Origin of the sequence: Serratia grimesii NBRC 13537 (assembly GCF_001590905.1) — a bacterium.
Classification (GTDB): Bacteria; Pseudomonadota; Gammaproteobacteria; order Enterobacterales; family Enterobacteriaceae; genus Serratia; species Serratia grimesii.
In genome coordinates this window covers 287,923-305,168 of sequence record NZ_BCTT01000003.1, presented here as the reverse complement: position 1 = coordinate 305,168, position 17,246 = coordinate 287,923, and the positions used below count along the sequence as shown (strand labels likewise).

At 53.4% G+C, this 17,246-nt stretch carries 18 protein-coding genes; 5 read left to right on the top strand and 13 right to left on the bottom strand.

The features are described from left to right. Positions 1 to 107 precede the first annotated feature (107 nt). The 3 genes from SGR01S_RS03780 to arsC all read left to right on the top strand — a co-directional run bounded on the left by SGR01S_RS03780 (position 108) and on the right by arsC (position 2,250). The gene (locus tag SGR01S_RS03780; RefSeq protein WP_037417332.1) at positions 108 to 443 is read left to right on the top strand and encodes a metalloregulator ArsR/SmtB family transcription factor; all 336 of its coding nucleotides are present in this window, start codon (positions 108 to 110) and stop codon (positions 441 to 443) included. A 69-nt stretch (positions 444 to 512) separates the two neighbouring features. Then, on the top strand, positions 513 to 1,802 hold the full coding sequence (locus tag SGR01S_RS03775; RefSeq protein WP_061806569.1) for an arsenic transporter: 1,290 nt from the start codon (positions 513 to 515) through the stop codon (positions 1,800 to 1,802). Positions 1,803 to 1,818: 16 nt separating this feature from the next. Next, positions 1,819 to 2,250, top strand: coding sequence for a glutaredoxin-dependent arsenate reductase (gene arsC / locus SGR01S_RS03770; RefSeq protein ID WP_061806568.1), 432 nt, complete (start codon positions 1,819 to 1,821; stop codon positions 2,248 to 2,250). 54 nt (positions 2,251 to 2,304) lie between these two features. Here the strand turns inward: arsC and benD are convergent, their stop codons facing one another. The 11 genes from benD to SGR01S_RS03715 all read right to left on the bottom strand — a co-directional run bounded on the left by benD (position 2,305) and on the right by SGR01S_RS03715 (position 11,859). Next, on the bottom strand, positions 2,305 to 3,087 hold the full coding sequence (benD, locus tag SGR01S_RS03765) for a benzoate diol dehydrogenase BenD (protein ID WP_061806567.1): 783 nt from the start codon (positions 3,085 to 3,087) through the stop codon (positions 2,305 to 2,307). Between the two features lie 11 nt (positions 3,088 to 3,098). Next, a complete protein-coding gene (gene benC, locus SGR01S_RS03760; protein ID WP_061806566.1) occupies positions 3,099 to 4,115 on the bottom strand; it encodes a benzoate 1,2-dioxygenase electron transfer component BenC in 1,017 nt (338 codons plus the stop codon). An 18-nt stretch (positions 4,116 to 4,133) separates the two neighbouring features. Continuing rightward, positions 4,134 to 4,622 carry a benzoate 1,2-dioxygenase small subunit gene (benB, locus tag SGR01S_RS03755; protein ID WP_061806565.1) on the bottom strand — a complete coding sequence of 163 codons (489 nt, stop codon included), beginning with the start codon at positions 4,620 to 4,622 and terminating at the stop codon, positions 4,134 to 4,136. Beyond that, on the bottom strand, positions 4,619 to 5,989 hold the full coding sequence (locus SGR01S_RS03750; RefSeq protein ID WP_061806564.1) for a Rieske 2Fe-2S domain-containing protein: 1,371 nt from the start codon (positions 5,987 to 5,989) through the stop codon (positions 4,619 to 4,621). The genes benB and SGR01S_RS03750 overlap by 4 nt, the downstream gene beginning before the upstream one ends. A 98-nt stretch (positions 5,990 to 6,087) precedes the next feature. Then, positions 6,088 to 7,017 (bottom strand): catechol 1,2-dioxygenase, encoded by a 930-nt coding sequence (catA, locus tag SGR01S_RS03745; RefSeq protein WP_037417347.1) that lies wholly within the window; start codon positions 7,015 to 7,017, stop codon positions 6,088 to 6,090. An 82-nt stretch (positions 7,018 to 7,099) separates the two neighbouring features. Beyond that, positions 7,100 to 7,390 carry a muconolactone Delta-isomerase gene (catC, locus tag SGR01S_RS03740; protein WP_061806563.1) on the bottom strand — a complete coding sequence of 97 codons (291 nt, stop codon included), beginning with the start codon at positions 7,388 to 7,390 and terminating at the stop codon, positions 7,100 to 7,102. Positions 7,391 to 7,405: 15 nt separating this feature from the next. Then, positions 7,406 to 8,521, bottom strand: coding sequence for a muconate cycloisomerase family protein (locus SGR01S_RS03735; RefSeq protein WP_061806562.1), 1,116 nt, complete (start codon positions 8,519 to 8,521; stop codon positions 7,406 to 7,408). A 3-nt stretch (positions 8,522 to 8,524) separates the two neighbouring features. Beyond that, positions 8,525 to 9,286 carry a 3-oxoadipate enol-lactonase gene (pcaD, locus tag SGR01S_RS03730; RefSeq protein ID WP_061806561.1) on the bottom strand — a complete coding sequence of 254 codons (762 nt, stop codon included), beginning with the start codon at positions 9,284 to 9,286 and terminating at the stop codon, positions 8,525 to 8,527. A 14-nt stretch (positions 9,287 to 9,300) separates the two neighbouring features. Further along, a complete protein-coding gene (gene pcaF / locus SGR01S_RS03725) occupies positions 9,301 to 10,503 on the bottom strand; it encodes a 3-oxoadipyl-CoA thiolase (RefSeq protein ID WP_061806560.1) in 1,203 nt (400 codons plus the stop codon). After that, positions 10,481 to 11,161 carry a 3-oxoacid CoA-transferase subunit B gene (locus SGR01S_RS03720; protein WP_037417360.1) on the bottom strand — a complete coding sequence of 227 codons (681 nt, stop codon included), beginning with the start codon at positions 11,159 to 11,161 and terminating at the stop codon, positions 10,481 to 10,483. Before SGR01S_RS03720 ends, pcaF begins: the two co-directional genes overlap by 23 nt. A gap of 11 nt (positions 11,162 to 11,172) precedes the next feature. Then, positions 11,173 to 11,859 (bottom strand): 3-oxoacid CoA-transferase subunit A, encoded by a 687-nt coding sequence (locus SGR01S_RS03715; RefSeq protein ID WP_061806559.1) that lies wholly within the window; start codon positions 11,857 to 11,859, stop codon positions 11,173 to 11,175. 286 nt (positions 11,860 to 12,145) lie between these two features. On the opposite strand from SGR01S_RS03715, the gene SGR01S_RS03710 reads away from it, so the two are divergent. Then, the gene (locus SGR01S_RS03710; RefSeq protein WP_037417363.1) at positions 12,146 to 12,979 is read left to right on the top strand and encodes an IclR family transcriptional regulator domain-containing protein; all 834 of its coding nucleotides are present in this window, start codon (positions 12,146 to 12,148) and stop codon (positions 12,977 to 12,979) included. A 22-nt stretch (positions 12,980 to 13,001) separates the two neighbouring features. Here the strand turns inward: SGR01S_RS03710 and SGR01S_RS03705 are convergent, their stop codons facing one another. Then, positions 13,002 to 13,970, bottom strand: a complete 969-nt coding sequence (locus tag SGR01S_RS03705) for a Dyp-type peroxidase (protein ID WP_061806558.1) — start codon at positions 13,968 to 13,970, stop codon at positions 13,002 to 13,004. 205 nt (positions 13,971 to 14,175) lie between these two features. Next, on the bottom strand, positions 14,176 to 15,402 hold the full coding sequence (locus SGR01S_RS03700) for a M24 family metallopeptidase (RefSeq protein WP_061806557.1): 1,227 nt from the start codon (positions 15,400 to 15,402) through the stop codon (positions 14,176 to 14,178). A 598-nt stretch (positions 15,403 to 16,000) separates the two neighbouring features. Here SGR01S_RS03700 and SGR01S_RS03695 point away from each other — a divergent pair. Continuing rightward, positions 16,001 to 17,227: an MFS transporter gene (locus SGR01S_RS03695; RefSeq protein ID WP_061806556.1), complete on the top strand. Its 1,227-nt coding sequence runs from the start codon at positions 16,001 to 16,003 to the stop codon at positions 17,225 to 17,227. Positions 17,228 to 17,246 lie beyond the last annotated feature (19 nt).

Below are 17,246 nucleotides of genomic sequence, written 5' to 3'. Positions count from 1 at the left end.
TACGAAGGAGGGAATAATCTATATAGTTACATATGAAAATTCATATGTGTTGTTGACATCCTTTCTCTGCGGATTATGATGATTATCCTTATTCTGGGAGCCCATTTATGACATCACTGACGCCGCTGAAATTGTTCAAAAACCTGTCGGAAGAAACCCGCCTTACTGTGGTGCTTTTGCTGCGCCAGGCAGGTGAACTGTGCGTGTGTGAGTTGTCTGGTGCATTGGCTGAGTCACAACCCAAAATTTCCCGTCACCTTGCTATGTTGCGCGAAAGTGGCTTGCTACTTGATCGCCGTGAAGGCAAATGGATTTATTACCGACTGTCGCCGCATATGCCGGCATGGGCGGCAGCAATCATCGAACAGGCTTATCTTAGCCAACAGCAACAGGTGACTGAACGGGTGCAACGCGCGGCGGGGAATGGGGCTGTTTGTCGATAGCGTAAAATTTTTTAACTTTATATATACGAAATTTCATATATGTTTGGCGTAAGCCACTAAGGAGTTGTAATGGTGCTGGCCGGGGCAATATTCATCCTGACTCTCATTTTGGTGATCTGGCAACCCAAAGGGTTAGGCATTGGCTGGAGCGCCTCACTCGGGGCGGTGTTGGCATTGCTGACTGGCGTGGTGCATCTCGGTGATATTCCACTGGTCTGGCAGATTGTCTGGAATGCGACCGCTACCTTTATCGCCGTGATTCTGATCAGTTTGCTGCTGGATGCATCCGGTTTTTTCGAGTGGGCGGCGCTGCACGTTGCACGCTGGGGTAAGGGTAAAGGGCGGTGGTTATTCACCTATATTGTGTTGTTGGGGGCTGCGGTGGCGGCGTTGTTCGCCAATGACGGCGCGGCGCTGATTATGACGCCGATTGTGATTGCCATGCTGCTGGCGCTGGGGTTCAGCCCGGGAGCCACATTGGCCTTCGTGATGGCCGCTGGCTTTATTGCCGATACCGCAAGCTTGCCGCTGGTGGTATCCAATTTGGTGAATATTGTCTCTGCGGATTATTTCCAACTGGGTTTCACTGAGTATGCCGCTGTAATGGTGCCGGTGAACATTGCCGCTATCGTGGCCACGTTGGTGATGCTGCATCTGTTCTTCCGTCATGATATTCCCGTGAACTATGACCTGGCGCTGTTGAGGCGGCCGCGGGAGGCCATTCGCGATTTGCCAACTTTTAAAGCCGGCTGGGGTGTATTGGTATTGTTGTTGGTTGGCTTCTTTGGTCTGGAACCGCTCGGCGTGCCGGTCAGCGCGGTAGCCGCCATTGGCGCATTGATCCTGTTGGTTGTAGCCAAAAGGGGGAAGGTCATCGACACCGGAAAAGTTTTGCGCGGTGCTCCTTGGCAGATCGTGGTTTTTTCTCTGGGCATGTATCTGGTGGTCTACGGTCTGCGCAACGCAGGATTAACCCACTTGCTGTCGAGTGTGCTTGACGCGCTGGCAGAGCGAGGGATATGGGCAGCGACGTTGGGGACGGGTGTCCTGAGCGCATTTCTGTCTTCTATTATGAATAACATGCCGACGGTGTTGGTGGGGGCACTGTCGATTGATGGCAGCAGCGCTGAGGGAGTGATTAAACAGGCGATGATTTATGCCAACGTGATAGGCAGCGATCTGGGGCCAAAAATCACCCCGATTGGCAGCCTGGCTACGTTACTGTGGTTGCACGTGCTGTCGCAGAAAAACATCGTTATCACCTGGGGGTATTACTTCCGCGTGGGCATCGTGATGACGCTCCCGGTGCTGTTTGTCGCGTTGGTCGCTTTGGCGCTGCGCCTGTCGCTTTCGTCTTAATCCAAGAGAGAACGTTATGAGCAACATCAAGATTTACCACAACCCGGCTTGTGGCACGTCGCGCAATACACTAGCGCTGATCCGCAACAGTGGGGTGGAACCGGTTGTCATTTTATATCTGGAAACACCGCCCAGCCGTGAACAGCTGGTTGAACTGATTGCTGATATGGGCATTTCTGTACGCGCCTTGTTGCGTAAAAATGTCGAACCCTACGACACGTTGAAGCTGGAAGATGTGGGGTGGAACGATGATCAGTTGATCGACTTTATGTTACAGCAGCCGGTGCTGATTAACCGGCCGATCGTGGTAACGCCTCTCGGTACCCGGCTGTGTCGCCCGTCGGAAGTGGTCCTGGATATCCTGCCGGATGCGCAGCAAGGCCCATTCAGTAAAGAAGATGGCGAACCGGTCATTGATGCGCAGGGACAACGAATCGCAGCAAAATAACCACATGGCTCGCAACGACGAGCCATGTGGTCGGTTCCGGTGGGCAGTCAATACCTAGCCTAAATCCCCGCCGGCCACAGGTAGCACGGTGCCGTTGATATAGCTGGCTTCCTCACTGGCGAGGAACAAGATAGCGTCGGCTTGTTCGCTCACATTGCCATAGCGATGCATCAGGCTACTGCTTAGCGTCTGATCAACCACCTGTTGATACCAGGTTTCTTCCTGTGGCGTCGGCGGTTCGTGGTTGCGCGGCGTTAAACGTGGTGGGGCTTCGGTGCCGCCTGGTGCGGTGGCGTTGATACGGATGCCGGCACCGGCATATTCAAACGCCAGCGATTGAGTCAAGGCGTTGACACCGCCTTTGGCTGCTGAGTAAGGCACGCGATTAACGCCTCGGGTTGCAACCGAGGAGACATTGACAATGACTCCATGCCCTTGTGCCAACATATGGGGCAAGGCCGCACGGCATCCCCATAGCGTCGGGAATAGCGAGCGCTGGATCTCCGCTGTAATCTGCTGTGGCTCATACTCGGCAAAGGGGCGTGCCCAAATGGTACCGCCAACGTTATTCACCAGAATATCCAGTTGACCAAAATGCTGTTTAACCTGCTCCAGTGCATCGCGGGTTTCTTCCCAGCATTCCAGATCCGCCTGTAAGGCGATGACGTCGGTGCCGCGTTCACTCAGGGTAGCGGCGACCTCGGTAAGGTAAGGAGCACGATCGATCAGCGCCAGCTTGGCACCTTCCTGAGCGGCCCGTTCCGCGACAGCCTTTCCGATGCCCTGAGCGGCACCGGTGATGACCATCACCTTCCCGCTGAAACGTGATTTATGCATATTGAGTTCCTTTAGCTGGCCTGGCTGGGGGCGAACTTCTCATAGTGAAAGCTGACAGGTGTGAAGGCGCGACGTTGGAAGTCGCTGAGTACTGCTTCCACCATGGGCGGTGGACCGCACAGGTAAACATCCAGATCGCCATTGTTGAGCTGGCTTTGGTCGAGATGCTGGGTGACATACCCTTTATGCGGCCACTGCGAGGTTGTGCTGGCGACGCAGCTCAAATAGCTGAAGTTCGGTAAACGTTGACGATAGCTTTCCAACTGTTCCAGTTTCACCAAATCATGATCATGGGTGACGCCGTAGATCAGATGCACAGGTTGCGAGTTGCCGTTGGCTGCCAACTGTTCCAGCATTGATAGGAAGGGGGCTAATCCGGTACCGCCAGCCAAAAACAGCATCGGTCGGACCGGTGTGCGCAGGTAAAAACTGCCCTGTGGGCCGCGGAGGCGGATCGAATCACCCGGTTGTGCTTTATCAGCCAGATAGCGACTCATCATGCCGCCGGGTACGTTACGCAGGAGGAAGGAAATTTGCTGGCTGCCAGGGCGTGAACTGAATGAGTAGGCACGGCTGGCGTCACTGCCAGGTACCTCGATGTTGACGTACTGCCCAGGTAGGAAAGCGATACCGTTCTCGTCGTTCAGTGTCAGGCAAAATTCGATGGCGCTGTCTGATAAAGCAATGGCTGAGGTGACAGTCGCATTGAATTCCTCACTGCCGGTTTTGCACAGTGTTGATGCCATTGGGACATCAATGACACAGTCCGAAGTCGGCACCATTTGGCAGGTCAGCACCAGACGCTGGGCCGCCTCTTGTTCGGACAGCGCTTCGTCCAGATAGTCATCGCCCAGGCTGTAATCCCCCTGTTCACAGCGGCATTTACATGTACCGCACACACCGTCTGAGCAGTCCATCGGCAGGTTGATTTTTTGCCGGTAGGCGGCGTCGAGCACCTTTTCATTAGGGTTACATTGAATGAAACGGCTGACACCATCTTCAAAGTTAAGGGCTAGGGTAAAAGACATACTCACCTCACAGGACAGCTAAATATGGTAAATATCAATAACCTGACTGATATAGTCGTTGTTGAGCCGTATGGTTTTACGCAAGATCTGCGGCTGTTCACCGTCTAAGGCGATCAGGCAGCGGCTGGTGCCGAAGAACACATCGGTTTTCTGATAACGGTGGCTAAATGTCGCCCAGTTGTAACGTACCGCAACGCGTTGCGGTGTTTCGTCCAGCAGTTCAACGTTGCTGATCTGATGTATGGTACGTGGCTCTGGCGTACTGGCGGCTGAGCGCTCGGTTTTTATGCGATAGACCCGGTCTTCCAACCCTTCACGGTTGGGGTAGTAAATCAGTGAGATCTCCGTTTGTGGGTCCTGCGTCAGTTGGTCGTCATCTCCCCAGGCAGGCATCCAGTATTCCACCGTTGGGCTGTAGCAATGTAGCCAGTCTTCCCACTGCCGGTCATCCAGCAGGCGCGCTTCGCGATATAAAAACTGTTCAATACGCTGTTGCAGGCTGTTCATGGCAGTACCTCGGCCTGTTCGCTGTTTTGCAGTGTGCGCAGAAGTGCTTGTTGCCAATGATGGTGGTGGCTGATGTAGAGCGCTTCGTCTTCGGAACGCGGGCCGCTCAATAACGGGTTGATCGACATGGCTCGGGCATTTTCGTCGGCTCCCTCCAGCCAGCGGGTGGCACCACGACTCATATCGCTCCAGGGAAGGTTACCGGCGTTATAACCCTGCTGGCAGGCGCGGAACTCCTCCAGATCGTCTGGTGTCCCCATACCGCTGACGTTGAAGAAATCCTCGTACTGACGGATACGCAGCGTTCGATCCTCTGCACTTTCACCTTTGGGCGCGAAGCAGAAGATGGTCACTTCGGTCTTGTCGACAGCAAGGGGGCGAACCACACGGATTTGTGTAGAGAATTGATCCATCAAATAGACATTGGGATACAGACACAGGTTACGGGTTTCATTCACCATCAGGTCGGCGCGGGTTGCACCAAAACGATCATTCAGACGGCTGAAATGCTTGAACACTGGTCTGACTTCGGGGTTGAGTGCCCGGGTCCACAACAGCATGTGTCCATTGTCGAAACCGTACACGCCACCCGTGCTTTTTGACCAACCGTTGGCATCGACGGTTTGGGTGCAGTTAGCCTCATAGTTGCGACGTGACATAGTTGAGGCGTAGTTCCAGTGCACGACGCTGACATGATAACCATCAGCGCCGTTTTCCATCTGCAGTTTCCAGTTACCGTCATAGGTATAGGAGGATGCTCCTTTCAGCACTTCCAGGCCGTTCTCTGCCTGATCAACGATAAGGTCAATGACCTGTCGGGTGTCACCCAGATAATCCGCCAGCGGCAAGACCTCATCACTCAGACTACCGAACAGAAAGCCGCGGTAAGATTCAAAGCGTGGCATCTGCTTCAGATCGTGCGAACCTGCCTGCTTGAAGCAGGGCGGGTAAGCGCCGGTTTTTTCATCCTTGGCTTTCAGCAAATTGCCGGCGTTATTGAAGGTCCAGCCGTGGAATGGACAGGTAAAGGAGGTTTTGTTGCCCGACTTGCGGCTAGCCAGCATCGCGCCGCGGTGGGAGCAACTGTTAATCATGGCGTGTAACTGGTTATCTTTATCGCGGGTAATGATAATCGGCTGGCGGCCCACAGTTAGCGTGTAATAGTCGCCTGGCTCAGCTATTTGACTTTCATGGGCCAAATAGACCCAGTTGCCTTCGAATATCGCTTTGATTTCCAGCTCAAACAGAGACTCATCGGTAAAAATCGCGCGATTGCATTGGTAGATACCTTTTTCTTTGTCTATAACCAGCGCATTATTTATTTTTGCTTTCAGGTCTGAAAAAAGCGTGTTGCTTTGTGAGTTCATAATAATGACCTCGTATAGGATGGGCAGAGTTAATGAGAGGGTAATGTGGTTCCATTACCCGCTATTGATATTTTTATTATTGTTATTATCTTAATAAATTAATCTTGCAGCGCACGGGCTCGCTTTATTTTCTGTTGATTATCATCGTCGGCGCTAGGGTACAGGCTAAAATTAAAACTGACTTCCGTATGTGCACCGGGAAGATCACGTTGCGCCGCAACTGCCGGATCGGTGATCTTCACAGGGTCGGCAATCAACTCATCACGGGTGGCGAAAGCAAAGTCGTCCCACAGATAGCGGTCGCCGTTGAGGTTGATTTGGGTGGTCAGGTGTTTGTGACCTGGTGCAGAAACGAAGAAGTGAATATGCGCCGGGCGGTTACCGTGGCGTCCTAGCCTGTTAAGTAACGCCTGCGTTGGGCCATCGGGTGGGCAGCCGTAACCGGAAGGCAAAATACTGCGCACGGCATAACGCCCTTTGGCGTCGGTTTTTACCCGGCGGCGCAGGTTAAAGGTGCTTTGTGACTTGTCGAAGAATGAATAATTCCCCAGCGTATTGGCGTGCCAGATATCCACTACCGCATCAGCCAGCGGCTTGCCGTTGGCGTCATTGACTTGGCCATGCAACCACATCACTTCACCAGCATCGGCCCCGTCATCCATACGTGCAAAGCCTTCGCTCAGTGGCGCATTGGCGACGTATAAAGGCCCTTCAATGGTGCGCGGTGTGCCACCCGTTAACCCTTGTGCCTGTTCACGCTGATCATCACGCAGGTCAAGATAGTGTTCCAGTCCCAAGCCTGCCGCCAGCAGCGCCGCTTCCTGACGGCCACCCAGCGTATGCAGATAATTTACCGCCTGCCAGAACTCCTCTGGCGTGATGTCGTACTGCTCAATCAACCGGCAGATGTCGCCCAGCAATTGATGGATGATTTTTTTGAAGCGCGGATCGCCGCCTTCGCTGGTAAAGCCGCTGCTGATTTCCAGTAATTTAATGACGTCTTGATGCTGATCGAAGGAAATAGACATTGCGAATTCCTCATTGCTTATTATGTAGGGTATGAGAATAACCACCGTTAACGGATAATTTATTTGGGTGTTGTCCCGTTTTTTATTTGTCGTTGTCGCGAATAGATGAAGGATGCCTGCACAAGGCATCAACACGAATATCCATATAAGGGTAGAGTGGTAGGGCGGATAATATATCGTGCAGCTCAGCGTTACTTTCCACATCGAAAATACTGATGTTGGCGTAACTGCCGGCTATGCGCCAAATATGCCGCCATTTACCGGATAACTGTAATTCCTGAGAATATATTTTTTCACGCGACTTAATGTCATCGGCAACACTTTTTGGCATATCGATGGGCAGTTTCACGATCATTTCTACTTTAAATAGCATAGCGATGTTCCCCGTTTATTTACGCAGGTAAAATTGCAGCTTGTCTTCATCAACGTCTATCCCCAATCCAGGGCCGGACGGCAAGCGGACCTGGCCGTTAGCGAAGGTGAGCGGTGTAGAAACGACGTCGTCTTTCAGCAGCAGTGGGCCGAACATCTCACTGCCCCAGTCCAGGTTCAGCGTTGACCAGGCATGCAGTGACGCTACGGTGCCCAACGTGCCTTCCAGCATGGTACCGCCGTAAAGTGTAATGCCGGCAGCCTGCGCCACTTGCGCCAACTTCAATGCCTGTGCCGGTCCGCCCGCTTTCGCGATTTTCAGCGCATAGGCACCGGTAAAACCACCGGCCGCCAAGGCATAGCCGTCGTGAGCGTCGGCGACTGCCTCATCGGCCAAAATCGGCAGAGTAAAGCGCTGGCTAAGTTGAGTGAGTGCGGTTCGGTCCCACAGCGCCACAGGTTGTTCAACCAGATCGATCCCCATGTCTTGCAGTGCTGCCATCCCACGTACTGCAGTACCCGCGTCCCAGGCTTGATTAACGTCCACGCGAATGCTGACCTCGGGCCCCATGGCTTGTTTAATCGCTTGGGTGTGCCGCAGATCATCCGCCAGTGATCGGGCACCGATCTTCAGCTTGAAGGCGTTATGCCGTCCTTCCGCCAATAGCTTTTGCCCTTCGGCGATGTCCTTTTGTGTATCGCCACTCGCCAGCGTCCACAACACCGGCAAAGTGTTGCTCAGCGCACCACCGAGCAGGGTGCTGATGGGCAAGCCAAGGCGTTTACCCTGCGCATCGAGAAAGGCGGTTTCCAGCGCTGATTTGGCAAAGGTGTTGCCCTTGACGTGGGCATTCATCAGTGCGACCAGCGGCGCTAGCCCATTGAAGCTTTTTCCGCGCAACAACGGTGCCAGATAGCTGTCGATCGCCGACTTGATCCCTTCTGGGCTTTCTGGGCCATAGCTCAGTCCGCCGATGGTGGTGGCTTCGCCCCAGCCGGTCAGGCCATCGGCGCAGGTGAGGCGCAGTAGCGTCAGCGTCTGACAACCCATGGTCGCCATGGACAGCTTGTGTGGGCGGATGGTCGGGATATCGACTAGCCAACTGTCGATGCGTTCAATATGAAGTTCCATACGCTATTCCTTCTCAGTCAAGAACTCGACAACGCTGCGGTTGAAGAGGTCCGGGCAGGCAATATTGGAAATGTGTGATGCTGGCAGACAGTGCAGTTCAGCCCGTGGGGCGTTAACCACTAAAAATTCGGCGTCCGCAACCGTAGTGACCGGATCTTGTTCGCCGGCAATCACCCGCATTGGCCGTGTCATCAAGGCGACTTCGGTGCGTAGATCTGCTAGCGCCAATGCATCACAGCAGGCGGTGTAACCCTCGGCATTACCGGCTGCTAGCCCGGCGACCAGCGGGGCAACCTGTTCGGGCTGTTGCTGTAAAAAGGCCTCGCTGAACCAGCGAGCCGGCGATGCCGCCGCGATCGGCGCGAGCCCTGCGTTACGCACTTGCTGTGCTCGCTGCTGCCAGCCTTCGGGGCTGCCAATACGCGCGGCAGTATTGGCAACCACTAATCGGTTGATGCGTTGCGGGTGATAACGGTTGAGCCATAACCCGGTCAGGCCACCCATCGAAATGCCACAAAAGTGGGCTTTTTTGATCCCTAAATGGTCGAGAAGAGCGATCACATCCTGGCCCAGCGTTGCAAGTTGCAGCGACGTTGCCGGCAGCGGTGTGGCGCCGTGTCCGCGCTGGTTATAGCGCAATACCTGAAAATGTTCGCTCAGCACGGGCAACTGTGCCTGCCACATGTCAAAGGTCGTGCCGAGCGAGTTGGACAGTACTAACAACGGCGCATCGGCGCGGCCATCGAGGCGATAATCGATATCCATGTTCTTTCCCCGTTTCACACCCGTTCGATGATGAGGGCGATACCCTGGCCGACGCCGATGCACATGGTGCATAACCCGTAGCGACCGCGTGTTTTTTGTAATTGCCAGGCCGCGTTCATCACCAATCTGCCGCCGGAGGCACCCAGCGGGTGTCCGAGGGCGATCGCGCCGCCGTTGGGATTCACCTGTGCAGCGTCATCGCTCAACCCCAGTTCGCGGGTCACCGCCAGCGCTTGCGCCGCAAAGGCTTCGTTAAGTTCAATCACGTCCATGTGATCAAGACGGAGTCCGGAAATTTTCAGCACTTTGCGTACAGCCTCGGCTGGCGCAAAGCCCATGATCGACGGCTCAATGCCGGTCACTGCGCTGGCGACAATACGTGCCATCGGTTGCAGACTGTGGCGAACCAGTGCGTTTTCGCTAGCCAACAGCAGGGCGCATGCGCCGTCGTTCAACCCAGAGGCATTACCGGCAGTGACCGTGCCTTGTGGATTTACCACGGGTTTCAGTTTTGCTAACGCCTCTGGCGTCGTGGCACGTGGATGTTCGTCTTGGCAAAACAGCAGTGGCTCGCCTTTCTTCTGTGCGATGCTGACCTCGATGAGTTGGTCGGCGTAAAAACCACTCTCCTGCGCGGCAGCGGTACGCTGCTGACTGCGTAGTGCAAAGGCATCTTGGTCTGCGCGGTTGACACTGAACTGCCGGGCGACGTTTTCGGCGGTTTGCGGCATGGAATCTACGCCGTACAGCGCTTGCATCTGCGGGTTGATAAATCGCCACCCCATAGTGGTGTCTTCTATTTTCATCGCCCGGCTGAAGGCGCTTTCTGCCTTGCCCATCACGTAAGGGGCGCGGGACATACTCTCCACACCACCGGCGATCATCAGTTCGCTTTCACCGGTTTTGATCGCGCGAGCCGCCATCGCGACCGCATCCAGACTGGAACCGCACAAACGGTTCAGAGTACAGCCAGGTATTTGTACCGGCAGGCCTGCCAGCAACAACGCCATACGCGCTACGTTGCGGTTGTCTTCTCCTGCCTGATTGGCGCAACCGAGCAGAACGTCGTCCACGGCGGTCCAGTCAAGCTGGGGGTGACGCGCCAGCAGTGCTTTCAACGGCAAGGCGGCCAGATCGTCAGCGCGGACGGTGGCCAGGCTGCCATTCAATCGGCCAAAAGGCGTGCGAACCGCGTCACACAGATAGGCTGGATGCATGTGGTTGTTCTCCGTGCTGCAAATCAAAGGTCAATTCGACCGGGGTGACGTCCTGTAATTGACGCGGGCTTAACCCGCCGAAAATTTCGCGCACCACCAGACCCTGAGGCGTGACGTCAATCACCGCCAGATCGCTGTAGATGCGATCGATGCAACCGACACCGGTGAGGGGATAGGTACAATGACGGACAATTTTGCATTCGCCTTTTTTAGTCAGGTGTTCGGTCATCACAAACACCTGACGCGCGCCAATTGCCAAATCCATCGCACCGCCGACCGCTGGGATAGCGCCCGGAGCGCCGGTGCTCCAGTTAGCCAAATCGCCACGTTCAGAAACCTGATAAGCACCTAGCACGCAGATGTCCAGATGACCGCCACGCATCATGGCGAAAGAATCACCGTGATGGAAAAAACAGCCACCTTTCAAAAGAGTGACGGGTTGTTTACCGGCGTTGATCAGCTCGGGATCCTCCTGGCCCTCCGCTGGGGCCGGACCCATACCGAGAATGCCGTTTTCGCTGTGCAGGAAGATCTCCTTGTCTGCGGGCAGGTAGTTGGCGATTTGCGTCGGAATACCGATGCCAAGGTTCACATAGGCACCTTCAGGAATGTCACGGGCAATGCGTTCGGCCAATTGCTGATGAGTGAGTTTGTTCATGGGAGTGTTCCTTAAGCCGACAACTGCGCAGAGTGGTCAGGTGTGGTCACCAGGCGCTGGACGAAAATCCCTGGCGTAATAATGTTTTCGGGATCCAATTCACCCAGTGGCACCATCCGATTGACCTCGGCAATTGTGCAGGCGGCGGCCATCGCCATAATCGGCCCGAAGTTTCGCCCGGTTTTGTAGTACAGCAGGTTGCCCCAACGATCGGCCCTGTCAGCCTTGATCAGCGCAAAGTCGGCCTTCAGCGGCAGTTCAAATACATAGTGCCGACCGTCAATTTCGCGGGTTTCCTTACCCTGTGCCAGTTCGGTGCCATAGCCTGTTGGGGTATAAAAACCACCGAGCCCAGCGCCGGCAGCCTGAATGCGTGCCGCCAGATTACCCTGAGGGATCAACTCGAGCTCCAATTCGCCACGGCGGTATAAATCGTCAAATACCCAAGAGTCGGACTGACGTGGGAATGAGCAGATCACCTTACGGACGCAGCCGGCCTTCAGCAGCGCTGCCAGGCCAAAATCCCCGTTGCCGGCGTTATTGCTGATCAACGTCAGATCGCGCGGACGATGACGAATCAGCGCATCCAACAGCGCATAAGGCTGACCGGCAGGGCCAAAACCACCGACCATAATGGTTGTGCCGTCAGGGATATCAGCGACAGCGGCGTCTGCGGATGCCACACTTTTATCGATCATTTGCTCTCCTCGGTATGCTGAGAATCTGTCAGCGCCGTATTAAGGGGTCTGAAATCAATTTATGGGATGAAAAATTAAGCAGCAAGTGCGAATATCAGTTCATTGTGCGATTATCGAAACATTGATAAGTTGGCGATGAATTTTGTGATGCAGGTAGCTAAATCACTCACTGACACCGGGCTCGGGGTTTTCGTCAGTGGCTGGAGTGAACGAACGCCGGTAACAGCGCTGCAACGTGAAAGGCGACGGGTATATAATAGGCAGGTTGATTGAATGGGAGATCAGGATGAGTGACGTGTCGGAATTTGGCGCTGGAGAATTGCGTCGTTTGCAGGAAATCAGTGATTTAAGCAACGATCAATACAAAGGGGACCCTAATTTTATGGCCTCATTGGCCAGAGGGTTGGAGGTACTGCAGGCTTTTCAGCCACAGTATTCACAAATGTCTGTTTCTCAAATCAGTCAAATCACCGGTATTCCGCGTGCAGCGGTGCGTCGATGTCTGTACACCCTGCGTGCTTTGGGTTTTGTGCATTGCCCCGATGGCCGCCATTACCGGCTGCTGCCAAGGGTGCTGACCATTGGTCATGCCTATCTTTCCTCGTCCGAATTGGCGAAAGCCGCGCAAAATTCGTTGGATTACCTCAGTAAACTGCTAAACGAATCTTGCTCGGTAGCGACGCTGGACGGTGACAATATCCTCTATATCGCCCGTGCATCGGTTAAGCGCATCATGACAATCGATCTGGGTCGGGGCAGCCGTTTGCCCGCCTACGCGACGTCCATGGGGTTGGTGCTTCTTAGCGCGCTGAATGAAGAGCAATTGGAAGATTATCTGTCGCGAGTGAACTTCGAACCGCTGACCGAGTTCACCGTGACCAATGCACAGCAACTGCGTGAACAGTTGGCGAAAGTGCGCCGACAGGGTTATGCCATCAATGATCAGCAATTGGAGATAGGCTTGCGTTCGATCGCGGTGCCCATGCATTCACGTAAAGGTGGGGTCGTGGCGGCGATGAACGTGGGCGTCAACGCCTCGCAAATATCGTCGGCTGAATTGCGTGAGCGGGTATTGCCACAGTTGCAGCGCACGGCAATGGAACTGGCGCTGCTGCTGTAAACAAAATAAGGCCGTGGGGCGGTTACTGAGGCACTCCTTCTGGGGCATTGCGTTCGGCCAAGTCTTCTAGCAAGGTCGCCGAGGGTACAAAGAACAGGCTGCCGGTGACCGCGTGGCTGAAATCAAGCAGGCGATCATAGTTGCCTGCCGGGCGGCCAACAAACATGTTTTCCAGCATTTGTTCGATAGGTTGAGGGGAACGCGCGTAGCCAATAAAGTAAGTGCCAAACTCGCCCATGCCGGGTTTACCAAAGGGCATATTGTCACGCAAGATTTTGACTTCATCGCCATTCTCATCCACCAGTGTGGTCAACGAACTGTGAGATGATGAAGGTTTGACGTCTTCATCCAGCTCAATATTGGATTGTTTGTGACGACCAATAATGTTCTCTTGCGTTTCAACGGTCAGTGAATTCCAGCCCTTCATATCATGCAGGTATTTTTGTACCAACACGTAGCTACCGCCAGAAAACGCGGCGTCTTCGTTGCCAATCACCGTGTAGTCGAAGGCTTCATGTCCCTCAGGGTTTTCTGTGCCGTCGACAAAGCCAATCATTGCCCGTTGATCGAAATATCGGAAACCGTGAACTTCCTCAATGACCGTTACGGCATCGCCGAGTTTGTTCATTAACTGGGTTGCGAGTTCAAAGCACAGATCCATCTCATCGGCACGGATATGCAACAGAATATCGCCGGGTGTGGAAACGGCAATGCGGGCACCGGAGCCTATTTCGCGAAAAGGATGGAGTTGTGACGGACGTGGCTGACCAAATAGCCGATCCCAGGCTGTAGAACCAAATCCGCAGACGCAGGTTAAGTTACCTGCTGGGGATCTTTTACCGACGGAACGGATCACGCCACTGATATCGGCGCACCAACCACGTACTGTCGCGGGGTGTGCTGGCTGTGTCGATAATGTTGCGACCAGGAAGATCGCATGGCGAGTAACAGGGCTGAAAACAGCCTGAGGTTGTTGCGTTTGGGTAGTCATAGCATCCGGTGCATTAGAAAGTCAGAGCTTAAAACTAATCTATTTTCACGTTTACGCCAACCGATTAACCGCAGTTTGATCGTGGGCATCTGTGGTGATGCAATGAGGCCCCAGGGGGATGTGTGACCTCTTATCCACGTTCGGTGTTTATCGGTTGTTTTCCTCGATGTATAAATCCGAGCGGTAGCACCGCCCGGATGTGCTTTCAGGGGGCTATATCGAAAGGATCGTCAATGGATTTTGCTGGTGGGGTAAACCAGCGAGCTCCGTTCTCAGTGACGTAAAAATGGTCCTCAAGGCGAATACCGAACTCACCCGGCAGGCATAACATGGGTTCGATGCTGGCACACATGCCGACATCGAGCGGCTGCGCGTGTTTACGGATCAGATAGGGGGCTTCATGAATGTCCAGCCCAATACCGTGTCCGGTACGATGTGGCAAGCCCGGCAACTGATAATCTGGCCCGAAGCCATGAGAGACCAGCACTTCGCGCGCAGCATCATCCACTTTATGGCAGGGCACACCCGGTGCGATAACCGCAAACGCCGCGGCCTGCGCTTCATGTTCGGCTTGCCACGCGAAACGTTGCCGCTCGCTGGCGTCACCGTACACATAGGTGCGGGTAATATCAGACAAATAATCTTTGTAGCGGCAACCGGTATCGAGCAGCACGACATCGTTGTGCTGCAACGGCTTAGGCTCTTTCACACCGTGCGGGAACGCACTATCCGATCCAAATAGCGCAATACAAAAGTAAGACCCTGATGTGCCCATTTTACGATGGGCTTTATCGACGAAATCGACCAGCTCTCTGGCGGTGAGACCTGGACGCAATATACTTGCTGCGGCCTGCTGTACACGCAACGTAATGTTATTGGCCGTCTGCATCAGTGCGATTTCCGTTGCCGATTTACGGCTACGGCAGTGCCCGGTGATAGGCTGTGAGCTGATCAAGCTCATGTTGCCTGCATGCTGCTGCAAACCAAGGAACAGTGTCACTGACGCGGTTTCGCAAATGGCTATTTTGTACTGACGACCGTGGCCAGCCAGCCCACGAGAAGCCAGAACAGTGAAGAACAGCTGATAGGGGTCTTCCTCTTCGTGCCAACTGAATATCTCGGCCTCAACAACTTGCGCGTCTTTGAACGTACCGATTTCAAACCAGGGCACAATATAGGCGACTTCCCCTTCAGCTGGGATCACTGCGCCCACCATGCGCTCGCTGGGCGACCAATGGGTCCCGGTAAAATAGAGCAAATTGCTACCCGCATTGATGTAGCAGGCGTCAATGCCGTTTTGGCGCATCAGGTGTTGTGCTTGTTGAATGCGTTGTCGGTACTCACTGGCGGCAATGTCAGGCGGATTGTCCGTTAACGGTTGCAACTGTTCCAGGGCGTCTTGCGGCGTGCAACCGCCAATGCCTGTAGCCATGCTTTTCTCCTTGTGAAATGTGAAATATCTGGGTCAATGTCCCAGCATGCTAAACCTTCATCATAAGTAAAGCGCAGTACCAATACTTGGCTTCAATAGATAAGAAAACTGTCGATTACGGCACAGTTTTCTCCGGTGCCGTGATGCAAACGAGGCCACCCAACAGATTTTGGAGTAAATGGTGTTATAGGCTAACCAGGAATTATATTTTCACATGAATCATAAGGTAACCTATTGTATTTTAATCACAATGCATAAATGCAGTATTGTGATGCAAAAATGCTCTTGTAAATATTGATTAGCGTTGCTAATTCTTAATGCCCATCTTATTAAATGTTCTTATTTGATTTTCTAATTTTCCAAGAGGGGCATGAATCATTATCAATCACGATGCTGTGAATATTAAAAATACTAAGCTGCCTACGCTGTAGGTAAAGTGGGGTTAATTCTGAGTGCTAATTACACGCCAGCGGTAATGTGAATCTTATAAATTAATGATTTTCCGCGTTGTACGCATCTTATGATAAGTGATTGGATATATTTTAATTGATATATCTGGTCGCTGGCGTATACCTAATTTTATTAACGAGAGTCCTTTATGGAAACAAAAGACCTTGAGTCTACATTCAGTTTTGCTTCCTATACTAGATTACTGTCCGGACCTGGACATGCTACGCTTTCATTATTTGGTCTGCTCGTTCGATTTCCTGTGGCGATGCGCTCTATTAGCTGCATCATGTTAATTTCTGCAACCACTAACTCGCTGTGGATCGCAGGCACTGTCGCTGGAACGCTAATGATTACACAAGCGTTAGCCAGTCCCGTTTTGGGTCGATTTGCTGACCAAATAAGTCAGCGAAAGGTCCTTATTACCACCAGCTGCTGTCATGTCATTGCAATAGCGCTACTTATCGTCTTAGTGCTATTCAACGCACATCTATGGGCGATCATGGCTGCGGCTATTTGTATTGGTTGTTCATCCGTACCGGTTGATGGATTTATTCGGACGCGTTGGGCGTCGATGGTTACCGATGAGGCATTACGAACGGCGTATGCATTAGAGACGGTTCTCGATGAAATTATTTTCTTATTGGGGCCGCTAATAGCCATTGTTTTAGCAACCGTGTTACACCCTGCCGCAGGTTTGATCTTGTGCGCCATACTTACGTTCAGTGGTTCTATGGCACTGGTGCTGCATCGGCGTTCAGAGCCCGTTATTGTGCAGAAAACCGATAAAAATACCCGCAAGGCCATTAGCATGGCGTGGGTTCGTCGGCTGATGATTTCCTATGCCGCAGTGGGCATCTTCCTCGGTGCTATCGACGTCATGATGATTGCCTTTGCAAAAGAGGCGGGCAATCCCACTCTGGCCGGCGTGCTGTTGTCGCTTTGTGCAGCGGGTAGTCTGGTGGGTGGCATCTGTTATGGTGCGATGAACTGGTCTATACCGCAACCACGGTTACTGCTTATCACTTCCGCTACGTTGTGTGCAGGGACGCTTCCTCTCGTGTTCACCAATGCCCCCATCATTATGGGCATCTCTGCGTTTATAGCCGGTATATCGGTGGCGCCGCTATTAATCACTTGCAGTAACCTTTTGGAATCCCTAACCCCGAAAGGGTGCCTGTCTGAAGGGTTCTCCTGGTTGTCCAGTGCCGGATGGCTGGGGTTTTCCTTAGGGGTATCGGTAGGCGGGCAACTGTCTGATCAGGCAGGAGCCGCTCACGTCGCCTGGATCGCCGTTGCTGCCGGCGTACTCGCCTTGTTAGCCAGTCTGTTCAGCCAGTCATTACTCAGTGAGAAGTCAACGCCAAGCCCAATTTAATGGGCTATCTCAATATTAT